Below are 12,366 nucleotides of genomic sequence, written 5' to 3'. Positions count from 1 at the left end.
TATTTTAAAATTCAATAAGCAACTATATTAATTGGCTATTTGTGGTGACTTTATTGACCTTCATTATTCACCTTTTAATCATTATAACCAGCAACAGAAGTAATTTATAATTTAAATTGAAACGAACACGCACCCATGAATGCACTCATAAAATCTGCAACCATCGTTGATTCTAAAAGTAAATTTCACAATGAAATGGTTGATATTTTAATTGAAAAAGGTCGTATTACTCAAATTTCAAATCACATTTCCAATCTTAACAACTACCAAGAAATAAAATTAGATAATCTTCATGTTTCTCAGGGTTGGTTTGATAGCAGTGTATCTTTTGGTGAGCCTGGCTACGAAGAGCGAGAAACTATAGCCAACGGCTTAAAAACGGCAGGGCATTCTGGTTTTACGGCTGTGGCTCTTAATGCCAATTCTAATCCGGTTATTGATAGTTATGCCGATATTACATTTGTAAAATCTAAAGCCCAAGATAATGCGGTTAGCCTCTACCCTATTGGTGCTTTAACCCAAGGCAGTAAAGGTGAAGATTTAGCAGAATTATTTGATATGTCTAACGCAGGTGCCGTTGCTTTTTACGATTATCAAGAACCCATTTCGAATCCAAATTTGATGAAAATTGCTTTACAATACGCAAGTAATTTTGATGGTTTGGTTATTTCATTTCCACAAGAGTCTAAAATTTCTGGACTCGGAGTCGTTAATGAACATATTAATAGCACTAAATTAGGATTGAAAGGAAATCCGGCTTTAGCAGAAGAACTCCAAGTAGCTAGAGATTTATTTATATTAGAGTATACCGAAGGTAAAGTTCATATTCCTACGATTTCTACCGCTAAATCTGTAGAATTGATCAGAGCTGCAAAAGCTAAAAAGTTGAATGTAACCTGTAGTGTTGCTATTCATAATTTAGTTTTTACTGATGATGTTTTACAAGAATTTGACACCAATTTTAAGGTTCTTCCTCCGCTAAGAACACAAACAGATTGTGAAGCTCTAATTGAGGGATTAAAGGATGGTACTATTGATATGGTAACCTCGGATCATAACCCCATAGATATTGAAGCTAAAAAGATTGAATTCGATTATGCTAAATATGGAACTATTGGTTTAGAATCCGCTTTTGGCGTGTTACAAAATATCTTTACCACTAAAAAAACCATACACATTTTAACCCAAGGAAAATCTAGGTTTAGTATATCTGAAACAACAGTTAACGAAGGTGAAATAGCCAATATAACATTGTTTAATCCTGATATCACTTACGAATTTAACACTAGTAATATTTCATCGCGTTCAAAGAATAGTGCTTTTTTAGGAAATGCTCTACGAGGCAAACCTTACGGCATCGTTGCCAACAATAAAATAATTTTAAATAATGGATAATAGTACAGTAGAAGAAGGAAAAACGATGGCTCTAGTTGCCTATTTAACGTTATTCGGTACACTAATTGCTTTTTTCATGAACCAAGATAAACGAAACCCGTTCACCGCTTTTCATGTAAGGCAAGGGTTGGGTTTGGGCTTACTTTATATCATCATTGCTTTTGTAGTAAGCAGTTTGGATAGCATGATGGCTAGTATGTCCTTTTGGATTTTCTTTTCGGTTTTATATATCTATGGTATCTTTGGTGCCATTACAGGAAAACTAAATAAAATCCCTATGTTAGGAGATGTTTTCCAAAACTTTTTCAAATCAATTGGCCAATAATTATGTCTAAATTACAATATATCACAAGACCTTCTTCGCTTAAAGAAAATGCACCACTTTTAATAATGTGTCATGGTTACGGCAGTGATGAAAACGATTTATTTTCTTTTGCGTCAGAATTGCCAGAAGAATTATTTATCATTTCACTAAGAGCACCTTATGCTATGCAACCGTATGGCAATGCTTGGTATGCTATTAATTTTGATGCTGAAAAAGGGAAATGGAGCGATAATGAACAAGCTGTGGAATCTGTGAATTTAATTGCTGAATTTATCGATTACGCTTGTAATAGCTATGCTGTAGACTCAAATAAAGTCACCTTGTTAGGGTTTAGCCAAGGCACCATTTTAAGTTATGCTGTGGCCTTAACATATCCTGATAAAGTAAATAATATTGTAGCATTAAGTGGCTATATCAATGAGGATATTGTACCAAATTCCATTGAAGAAAAAGAAGTTGCACATTTAAATTTCTTTTGTTCTCATGGGTCAATGGATCAAGTAATTCCTGTAACTTGGGCTCAAAAAGCACCCGAATTTTTAAAAGCGCTCAATATCAACCATGTGTATAAAGAATATCCTGTAGGGCATGGAGTCGCACCACAGAACTTCTACGATTTAAAAGCTTGGTTGGTTAAGCATATTTAACTTAGAACTTCTAGTTGATTCAATGATGACTGTAATACACAAAACCCAATTTTAGTTGTTTCTTTTCTGAAAGAATTTCTATTGTTGAAAATGAATACGCATATTTTACTTTATTTTCTCTGGAATAATTTACGAGGTAGTACTAAATAATTGAATTTTTAATAAATTAAAGTCAATTAATTGTTGGATACATTAAGTACTCAACCAATTTATATTTTAATTGATTATTATCATCAATCTCATAACTTACAAAAATTTCACCCCAGAACTCGCCGTCCGTAAAATTTGCAATAATCCATTTATGATTTAAGATTCTAATTTTATTAATCAATAACTTAGAGTCCGTCATAGATACATAAGGAACAATAGGGTGATCGTCACCTTCGTAATCGTTCATACTATATAGTCCATCTAATATAGCCGGAATTAGTTTTTCAGTATTATAACCTTGTGCTTCAAAATAAGTCAATGCATCTTCGTTTCTATCGATATTAAAATAGCTCATTTCAAAATTTTGCTCTTCCAAAGACTTAACTGTCTTTTCACTTTCTGATAACTGCGCTTTTACGGTTACAATATCAGTTTCATATTTATCAATAATATTTTTTGAATTCACATATTGAAAAATAAGTAATAGAACAGAAAAAATAAACAAGTACATGATAATTTTGTGCTTCATATTTAAAGGGTAATTTGTAAGTTATCGTAAGCTAAAAAAACGTTTTCTGGCAATTGTTGTTGTACCTCATCATGAAATCCTAAAAGATGACTTATATGTGTTAAATAGGCTCGTTTCGGTTTTACTTTTGCAATAAAATTAAGAGCTTCCTCTAAATTGAAATGTGAAATATGTGGTTCAATTCTTAAAGCATTAATGACTAAAACGTCTAAATTTTTAAGTTTCATAATCTCAATATCAGAAACAGTTTTCATATCAGTTAAATAAGCAAAATTTTGAAATCGATACCCAAAGACTGGAAGCTTGTAATGCAAGCCTTCAATAGGCGAAACATTAAGATTTCCTACTAAGAAAGGTTCATTTTTTACTTCATATTTTGTTACACTAGGCACACCTGGATATTTCTTTTCTGTTGTAAAAATATAGTCAAAACGCTTTTCTAAAGATTTAAAAACACGCTGATGAGCATACAACGGAATGTCGCCTTGTCTAAAGAAAAACGGTCTAATATCATCTAATCCCATAGTATGGTCAGCATGCTCGTGAGTAAAAATAATTCCGTCAATTTTAGTGACTTTTGCTTTCAGCATTTGTTGCCTAAAATCTGGGCCACAATCTACTACAAAAGTATAATCATTCCATTCTACTAATATCGAAACACGTAAGCGTTTGTCTTTAGGATTCTCACTTAAGCATACAGGATGCTCACTTCCTATTATTGGAATTCCTTGGGATGTACCAGTACCTAAAAATGTTATTTTCAATAGTATTGCGTTGAGTAATGCTTATGCTAATGTAGCACAACAAAAATAAACTTATTTTTTTGTTTGCAATAGTAAAACTGTACCTTTGCTTCAATGATGTAAACCCAATCTTTATGAAGGATATAACGTACACAGGCGACTCGGATTTTGAAAATATTCCGTCGCTTAAAGACAAAGCCTTACGAATTAACCTAAATGCTGATATTTACGGTACTTTTTCTGAAATTGGTGCAGGACAAGAAACTGTCCGCCATTTTTTTAGAGCTGGTGGGGCTTCTGGTACAATTGCTAAAGCAATGTCTGCCTACGATAAAGACTTTAGTGATGCCATTTACGGGATTGAAGATGATAAACGCTATGTAACCGAGGCTAGACTTCGTAAAATGTTGAACCATGAAGTAAGTTTAACAGAAGAGCGTATTACTAGAGACAAACATCCTAATAAAATATTCTTTTCCTACGCAAATACGGTGGCTACTATAGATTTTGCAAAAAAATATAAAGGTCATGGTTGGGTTGGTATTAAATACCAAGTGAAGCCTGGCGGTGAATATAATGATATTGTATTACACATAAGATTTAAAGAAACAGATGCACGTCTGCAACAAGAAACACTAGGAAAGCTAGGAACTAATTTGGTTTATGGTGCTTTTTACAAATACAATCAGCCACGTAAATTATTACGTTACCTATACGATCATTTAGACAAAGATCAATTAGAAATAGATACCATTAATTTCTCTGGGCCCGTTTTTAAAAATGTAGATAATCGTTTAATGAGTCTGCAATTGGTTAAAAACGGAATGACAGATGCCGTTATGTTTGCTCCCGATGGTAACAATGTATTGCCAGCTCGAGTACTATACAAAAAGAACATCTTAACTCTTAGAGGAAGTTTTAGACCCGTAACCAAGGTGAATATGGATATGTTTGAAAAATCTTACGACATGTTCATAAAAGAAAATAAAGTAGAAAAAGAGCGATCTCAGGTTATTTTCGAAATCACATTATCTAATTTAAGAGCGGAAGGGAAAATTGATGAACAAGATTTTATGGATCGGGCTAAACTATTATGTTCGTTAGGTCAGACCGTATTAATTTCCAACTTTCAAGAATATTATAAATTAGTTGAATATTACTCTCAGTATACCAAAGCGAGAATGGGATTAGCTATGGGAGTAAATAATCTTGTAGATATATTTGACGAGAAATACTACCGCCATTTAAGCGGTGGAATTTTAGAAGCTTTTGGTAAATTATTCTATAAAGATTTGCGCGTGTACCTTTACCCTATGCAAAATGAGGACGGTAGTTTAACGACTAGCGAAAACCTTAAAGTACACCCACGTATGAAAGAGCTATATAAATTCTTTAAATACAATGGTAAAGTAGTTGATATTACTGATATAGATACGTCTAATCTGTCTGTATTCTCTAGAACTGTTCTTAAAATGATAGCCGAAGGAGAACAAGGATGGGAACCAATGCTTCCGGAAGGAGTTTCTAAACTAATTAAAGCGAAAAGTCTATTTAGTTTTGAATCTGAAGAAGTAACTCATAAAAGTTAAACTAAAATAGTTAGATTATATAAAATGCGTGCTGATGTTAAGATCAGCACGCATTTTTTTTTCAATAATGTTTTTAATATTTACATAGTATTATACATCTAATATCTGTTCGGTATGCGCCTTAGTCTTAACTTTGGTAATTACGTTTTCAATAATACCGTTTTCGTCAATAACAAAGGTCGTTCTGTGAATTCCATCATATTCTCTTCCCATAAATTTCTTTGGACCCCAAACACCAAAAGCTTCAATAACAGTTTTATCTTCATCAGCTATTAAAGGATATTGAAAATCATGTTTAGTTTTAAAATTCGTTTGTCTTTTGGCACTATCCGCACTAACTCCTAAGATCTCATACCCTTGGGATTTGAAGCGTTCATAATTATCATTTAAATTACAGGCTTCTACGGTACAACCTGGTGTGCTTGCCTTTGGATAAAAGAAAACAACTAATTTCTTACCCTTATAATCGGATAGTGATATCGTATTGCCTTGTTCATCTTTAGCTGTAAAATTTGGTGCCTTATTACCTTCTTTTAAGTGTGTCATATTATGTAAATTTGTATATAAATGTCTAATAAGGTAAAAATACAAAATGACTAAGCAAGAAAAAGTAAATTTCGTTATTAATACACTAGATAAATTATATCCTGTTATTCCCATTCCATTAGACCATAAAGATCCCTATACCTTATTAATCGCGGTTTTAATGTCTGCACAAAGTACGGATGTACGTGTAAATAAAATCACACCATTATTGTTTGAGCGAGCCGATAATCCGTATGACATGATTAAATTGAGTGTAGAAGAAATACGAGAAATTATAAAACCAGTAGGCTTATCACCCATGAAAAGCAAAGGTATTCATGGTTTATCTCAAATTTTAATTGATAAACACAATGGTGAAGTGCCTCAAACTTACGAAGCACTTGAAGCACTTCCTGCCGTGGGACATAAAACGGCGGCGGTTGTATTATCGCAAGCGTTCGGTATCCCAGCATTTCCAGTAGATACACACATTCATCGTTTAATGTATCGCTGGAATTTAACCAACGGAAAAAATGTAGTACAAACCGAAAAAGATGCCAAACGTATTTTCCCGGAAGCTTTGTGGAATGATCTTCATCTTCAAATTATTTGGTATGGTAGAGAATATTCACCTGCTCGCGGCTGGAATTTGGATAAAGATATTATCACCAAAACTATTGGCAGAAAAACGGTTTTGAATGACTATTTTAAGAAAAAGAAGTAAAATTTCTGTAACGTCCATAGTTTTTAGAGATTAAGTAACGTTATTTTAATTTTTCACAATTCAGTTTTTTCAAAAATTCCAACAAATTTTTTATTATAAATTTGTCGTGTTTTCTCTGTTGATCTAATTAACTTCATAGTTTGGCTAATAGTTTTACTTCAAATAAAATTACATTTATGGTATATTTATTGTGGCGTTTTTAGGAAATTCATCAATCCATGAAACAACTTCTATTTATTGCTTCAACAATTATTTTAACATCATGCATTCCTGTTAAGATCGCCCCAAAATTTAAGAATCAAGATTATAAAATTATGCAAGCGAAGAAATTTCAGCGCAAAATGCCGAGAGAAACCTCTTTTATATTTAAAGATTCAAAAAATGCCAATGAATTCTATCAATACGTTAATAAGAAGTTTAGACAGAATAACGTGGACGTCGGCATAAATGCATCATTTCAACTTGAAGACCAAACATTGTATTTATCGTATTATGAAGCAAATCACGAAGACAAAACATTTAATTTACCATTAGTAGTTGCCGATGAAGTCTTGGATCATAAGGCAGGCTTAAAAATTTTTGAAAATAATTATACCAGTAGAACTGGTCATTGGTATATTGTTTTAACTATATATGATGAGAATATAAATAACTGCTTAAAAGATAAACATCCCTTAAAAGCAAAAACCGTTAAGTATCTTAAAGCATTACAGCAAGAGTATCTTACAACTCAAAACTATGAGGAATTACTTTTTACAAAAAAAATCTGATGTTTTGTTAAATCGCTCAGATTTTTTCAGTTCATAAATAAAAGTTTAATTAATAGTTATCTACATTTATAACCACCCTAACTGGTCTAAAATCCTTAATAGCGTTAAAACTGTTGTCAATCTTCTTAATGGCTTCTTTAGTTTTTACTAGCGATTGTTGGTGTGGAATTTTTATCAATATATTTTTGTGATATAAATTTCTGATTCGAGAAACCGGCGGAAATTCAGGTCCTAAAACATTGGTTTTAAAGAGCTGTTTCAGTGATTTCGCGTACCATTCTGCAGCTAAATTCACACGATTGTAATCCTTGTGTTTAAACGTGATTTTTATCAATCGATATATTGGAGGATATTTGAAATTATACCGTTCATTCATTTGCTCAGCAAACATTTCTTTATATGAATTTGTAGAAACTTGCTGCAATATATTATGGTGTGGATTATAAGTTTGAATCAGTACTTTGCCTCGCAAATCTGTTCGTCCTGCTCTACCAGAAACTTGTGCCATTAACTGGTAACTACGTTCGTGAGCTCTAAAATCTGGAAAATTGAGCAAATTATCAGCATTCATTATACCAACTAACTTTACAAATCTAAAATCGAGTCCTTTAGTTAGCATTTGCGTGCCCACCAAAATATCTACTTCACGTTGTTCAAAACTGTTTATAATCTTTTCAAAACCGTATTTTCCTCGTGTGGTATCTAAATCCATTCGTGCCACTTTTTTATTAGGAAATAACACTTTAACTTCTTCTTCTATTTGTTCGGTTCCGAAACCTTTAGTATCTAATGTAGAATTTCCACATCCCTGACAACGCTTAAGCATCGCTGAATTGTAGCCACAGTAATGGCAACGTAATTGATCGCGATATTGATGATAGGTTAAACTCACATCGCAATTAGGGCATTGTGGTGATGTGCCGCAAGTTGTACATTCTATAATAGGCGAAAATCCACGGCGATTTTGAAACAATATAATCTGAAATCCTTCTTCTAAGGTTTCCGTCATTTCTTCAATAAGTCGGTCACTAAAATGACCTTTCATACGTTTACGTTTATACTTATCAGCCAAATCCACCAATTCAATGTCTGGCATTAATACATTGTTATAACGTGTATTTAATTCTACCAAACCATATTTGCCCTGATTGGCATTAAAATAACTTTCTAAACTTGGTGTTGCCGAACCTAAGAGCGTTTTTGCTTTAAATAAATTCGCTAATACAATGGCGGCATCTCTGGCATGATAACGTGGAGCAGGATCGAATTGTTTGAATGATTGCTCATGTTCCTCATCAATAATGATTAACCCTAAATTTGTAAAAGGCAATAATAAGGCTGAACGTGCACCAATAATGACTTGTGCCTTTTCGGAATTTATCAGCATGTTTTGCCAAACCTCTACCCTTTCATTTCCAGAATATCTAGAATGAAAAACAGCCACTTGTTCTCCAAAATAATCCTGAAGTCGGTTTACCAGCTGAGTCGTTAATGCAATTTCTGGAAGTAAATACAGAACCTGTTTTCCTATTTCTAATTGTTTTTGAATGAGTTGAACGTAGATTTCGGTTTTACCTGATGATGTCACACCATGCAATAACGCTACTGATTTTTCTTTAAAAATAGCCTCAATCTCATCGTAAGCTAATTGTTGAGCTTCACTTAACCGTTTGACTACTCTATCACCTTCACCTTCAAACTGCACACGATCCGTTTGAACATGGTATTCTTCTAAAATATGTTTATCAATTAATGCTTTTATAATGCTCGAAGACGCTCCACTTCGTTCCGATAATTCGGAAACTTTTATAGGTTGTTTTAGTGATGCTTCCATGGTAAATAACGTTAAAACAACTGCTCTTTGTTTTGGCGCACGACTTAATTCTTCTAACAACTCTTGAAGCTTCTCTTGAGATTTATGGTTGTGATGCAATTTTACGTAGCGTACTAATTTAGGAGTGTATTTTTCATAAAGCTCTTCTTGTAAATTTAGAACTCCTTTTTTTACTAAACTATTGATAATTGGTAAAACGCGTTTTTTATCTAAAATTGAAACGACTTCGTTAATTTTTAAAGATGACTGATGTTGTAATGCTTCGTAAATTAAAAACTCATCATCCTTTAATTCCGAATCTTTAATATCTATTTTGTCATTTTTAGAAATTATGGTTTCACTTTCTAATAAAAAAGCATTTGGCATAGCGGCGCGCATCACTTCACCTATGCTGCACATATAATATTTAGCAATCCATTCCCAATGTTCTAATTGAGTTGAAGAAATTACTGGAGTATCGTCTAAAATTTGATGAATCGTTTTTGCATCATAAGCCGTAGGTGGATTTTGATGAATACTATAAACTAAAGCGGTATATATCTTACTTTTGCCAAAAGGCACTGCCACACGCATTCCTGCTGATAAAAACTTAGATTCTGCTTCAGTAATATGGTAAGTAAATGCCTTTTGAAGCGGTATTGGTAGAATGACGTCTATAAAATGTAGCATACTTCAAAAGTAAGACCTTTATAGAAAAAATCATCTTGAATTGAAATGGATTTTCAATATATAATTTCAAAATCTACCACTTATTATTTTATGATTTTAAATGTACTTTTTCATTTTATGTCGTGAAATTTAAGCTATTAATTCCACCTTTAATAATCTAAATCGAGTTGCCGCAAGTTATCGTATGTCTAGGTTCTAAATAATAGACGTAAATATTTGAATTTGCTTTCTAATAGTTTGACTCTAGTCACCATCAATTTAACGTATTAAATCTCTTAGCTCTTACCCAGTTGTTGTGATTTAAGTCACTACTATAACTATTTAACATACCTGGGTATTACATTAATTTTCTAACCTTATGTTTTAAAAATTTATCCGTTATCAATTTTAAATAATTTTCGAATAGAAGACGAGTCCTTCTTTTTTTCGATTCTAGGTTTAAGCGTTCTTCTTGATGCATTTTTAGTATTTGAATTCCTATTTCTTTGTGTATTTTCACGATTAGTAATCGCTGAATTTGCTTTTGTCACTTCAGATTTTTCTGTTTTGGGAATCGTAGACATAGTTCCCCCAGCTTTTTTATTGGCAAGCGCTCGTAATCTTGCTACCTGAGTATCTAAATCCCCAAAATATACATCGTCGTAGATTTTAACAGCATCAGAGAACCGTTCTTGTTCTTCGTAAACAAATGCCAACAGCAAAAGTTCATGTCTTGTAGATTTTACATTATCTCTATTAGGATTAAGTTCTAAACTTTTATTAACATCGGCTTCTGTAGCTTCAATGTTTCCTAGATTAAAATGCAATTTTGCACGCATAAAATAAGCCATTGCATTTGGGGTTAAAGCTACCATTTGATTATATTTTTCTAATTCGTGTTCCTTAGCATTTTCTCTAGCTATAAGTTTTTGGCTTGTTCGTTGGTAATCGAGATGCTGGAAATAAACATCACATTTATAGATTAATTCTGAAGATATCGCAAACAAAAGCTCTTTACGGGCTAATTGTCCTAAATGGAATTTTTTATTTATATCTTCTTCCACAATTTGCGCGTCAATTTCCTCCGCATATTTTGGAAGCATTTCCCGTAAACATGCTTTGTATGCGTTTTCTGTAAGTGTTCGTTTTTGACTTTCTATTTCCAGACATTCGCACACGTCTGCTCTAAAGTCACTTTTATAAGTTTGTGCATTAGCGACTATAAGCATTGAGAACGTAGTGAAAATTGATATTATTAGTTTCATTATATTAGAATTTATGAACTGCAACTATTCTTCTTCGTTGCCTACGAAATAGGATTTTACAGAAAGCATACAAAATTTTAAAGCTTTTTTGGATTTGTTTAAATTGAGTGTGGCTTTAGCTTGTCGCATAAAAGGAGCATCACTAATATCATCTGCAATATCGGGGACTTGTTGCCAAAGGCTGTCAATATTACTTTCGGCGTGTTTTATTAATTCATTTTCAATATCTGCTGGAATATCTACTCCTACTTTTGTTAAACTGTCGTAAACAAACATTTTATGATACAATTCAAACGAATGTTTTACAAAATTATCGACACTCGTAATTTTGGATTTTCGTTTTGGTACTTTAATGCGTTTCTCTTGAGACCAACTCGATGTTGGTACAAGAAAAAGAATGAGTATTACGATTATTATTATACGAGGGAAAGTACTAATGGACTTCATAATATAAGATTAAATGAATTATATAGTTTTACAGTAGATCATCATCTGATAGATTTAAATTAATAGATCATACAAAATTTATTAATTATAATTTATAGTTCCATTCATTGTTAAAATGGTTCCAGATTCGGTGTTAATAACTGTAGTATTATCAAACTCTACTATTTTAGTCACTTTATTTACACTAAAACCAGTACCACAGTCGGTATCATCTGCTGCATTAATTGCCGGTGTAGAACATACGTAACGGTATTCATCACCGTTCTTAACTATGGTCATGGAAATTGATTTATTAACCGCCGCATTATCAGCATTTGTAAATTCGGCAGCAACAATAACAAAGACATTAGAAAAATCGCTAGGATTAGGTACACCATTTTCAATTTCAGTGTTTTCATCAACCAAAATTACAGAACTAGAAGTACCTGTTGAGCCTAATGCATTAGCGCTAACATTACCAACCGTTAAAGACGTACCTACAGAAGATGTATCGGGACCTGATAATTGAATAATACCATAAACAGTGTTACTTTGTGAACTATCATCGTCGCTAGAACAGCTTAAAATGAATAGTGAAAGTATTAATACGGTTTTTAAAGGATTGAAGTTCATCATTTTTTTATTTTTTGAATTAATCTCTAATAAAGAAACCACTATTATTGGTAAATAGCACGCACCAACCTATAAACGTTGATTTTGAATATATTAACGCCCAAATAGTAGTACATTTTAGACATATATTTATTATTTTTAAGCCAGCTATTATTTAAATTCT

13 protein-coding genes are annotated in these 12,366 nt (G+C 32.5%); 6 read left to right on the top strand and 7 right to left on the bottom strand.

Annotated elements, in window-relative coordinates; genetic code table 11:
* The first annotated feature begins 135 nt into the window (after positions 1 to 135).
* Genes QMA06_RS10380 through QMA06_RS10370 form a run of 3 tightly spaced genes read left to right on the top strand, consistent with a single transcriptional unit; the run spans position 136 to position 2,367 of the window.
* Entirely contained in the window at positions 136 to 1,395 is a 1,260-nt protein-coding gene (locus QMA06_RS10380) for a dihydroorotase (RefSeq protein WP_290206784.1), read from the top strand.
* Positions 1,388 to 1,720, top strand: a complete 333-nt coding sequence (locus QMA06_RS10375; RefSeq protein WP_290206783.1) for a hypothetical protein — start codon at positions 1,388 to 1,390, stop codon at positions 1,718 to 1,720. Before QMA06_RS10380 ends, QMA06_RS10375 begins: the two co-directional genes overlap by 8 nt.
* A gap of 2 nt (positions 1,721 to 1,722) precedes the next feature.
* Positions 1,723 to 2,367, top strand: coding sequence for an alpha/beta hydrolase (locus QMA06_RS10370; RefSeq protein WP_290206782.1), 645 nt, complete (start codon positions 1,723 to 1,725; stop codon positions 2,365 to 2,367).
* 172 nt (positions 2,368 to 2,539) lie between these two features.
* Here QMA06_RS10370 and QMA06_RS10365 read toward each other — a convergent pair whose 3' ends face one another.
* The gene (locus tag QMA06_RS10365) at positions 2,540 to 3,046 is read right to left on the bottom strand and encodes a thioredoxin domain-containing protein (protein WP_290206781.1); all 507 of its coding nucleotides are present in this window, start codon (positions 3,044 to 3,046) and stop codon (positions 2,540 to 2,542) included.
* A gap of 2 nt (positions 3,047 to 3,048) precedes the next feature.
* Positions 3,049 to 3,810 (bottom strand): MBL fold metallo-hydrolase, encoded by a 762-nt coding sequence (locus tag QMA06_RS10360; protein WP_290206780.1) that lies wholly within the window; start codon positions 3,808 to 3,810, stop codon positions 3,049 to 3,051.
* Between the two features lie 113 nt (positions 3,811 to 3,923).
* Between QMA06_RS10360 and QMA06_RS10355 the strand changes: the two genes are divergently transcribed.
* Positions 3,924 to 5,378 (top strand): TonB-dependent receptor, encoded by a 1,455-nt coding sequence (locus QMA06_RS10355; RefSeq protein WP_290206779.1) that lies wholly within the window; start codon positions 3,924 to 3,926, stop codon positions 5,376 to 5,378.
* A gap of 90 nt (positions 5,379 to 5,468) precedes the next feature.
* On the opposite strand, the gene bcp is transcribed toward QMA06_RS10355, so the two are convergent.
* A complete protein-coding gene (gene bcp, locus QMA06_RS10350) occupies positions 5,469 to 5,924 on the bottom strand; it encodes a thioredoxin-dependent thiol peroxidase (protein ID WP_290206778.1) in 456 nt (151 codons plus the stop codon).
* 46 nt (positions 5,925 to 5,970) lie between these two features.
* Between bcp and QMA06_RS10345 the strand changes: the two genes are divergently transcribed.
* Together QMA06_RS10345 and QMA06_RS10340 are read left to right on the top strand one after the other, a co-directional pair.
* Positions 5,971 to 6,627, top strand: a complete 657-nt coding sequence (locus QMA06_RS10345; protein WP_290206777.1) for an endonuclease III domain-containing protein — start codon at positions 5,971 to 5,973, stop codon at positions 6,625 to 6,627.
* Positions 6,628 to 6,845: 218 nt separating this feature from the next.
* The gene (locus QMA06_RS10340) at positions 6,846 to 7,397 is read left to right on the top strand and encodes a hypothetical protein (protein WP_290206776.1); all 552 of its coding nucleotides are present in this window, start codon (positions 6,846 to 6,848) and stop codon (positions 7,395 to 7,397) included.
* Between the two features lie 49 nt (positions 7,398 to 7,446).
* Here QMA06_RS10340 and priA read toward each other — a convergent pair whose 3' ends face one another.
* From priA to QMA06_RS10320, 4 genes are all read right to left on the bottom strand, one after another.
* Entirely contained in the window at positions 7,447 to 9,900 is a 2,454-nt protein-coding gene (priA, locus tag QMA06_RS10335; RefSeq protein WP_290206775.1) for a replication restart helicase PriA, read from the bottom strand.
* Positions 9,901 to 10,271: 371 nt separating this feature from the next.
* Complete coding sequence (locus QMA06_RS10330) at positions 10,272 to 11,144, bottom strand: tetratricopeptide repeat protein (protein ID WP_290206774.1); 873 nt, start codon at positions 11,142 to 11,144, stop codon at positions 10,272 to 10,274.
* A gap of 24 nt (positions 11,145 to 11,168) precedes the next feature.
* Positions 11,169 to 11,591: a hypothetical protein gene (locus tag QMA06_RS10325; protein WP_290206773.1), complete on the bottom strand. Its 423-nt coding sequence runs from the start codon at positions 11,589 to 11,591 to the stop codon at positions 11,169 to 11,171.
* A gap of 81 nt (positions 11,592 to 11,672) precedes the next feature.
* Positions 11,673 to 12,206, bottom strand: a complete 534-nt coding sequence (locus QMA06_RS10320) for a hypothetical protein (RefSeq protein WP_290206772.1) — start codon at positions 12,204 to 12,206, stop codon at positions 11,673 to 11,675.
* Positions 12,207 to 12,366: the final 160 nt, after the last annotated feature.

The sequence above is a fragment of the Winogradskyella bathintestinalis genome (genome assembly GCF_030407435.1).
Taxonomy (GTDB): Bacteria; Bacteroidota; Bacteroidia; order Flavobacteriales; family Flavobacteriaceae; genus Winogradskyella; species Winogradskyella bathintestinalis.
The sequence above is the reverse complement of the archived record's forward strand: the minus strand, read 5'-3'. Positions and strand labels throughout refer to the sequence as shown.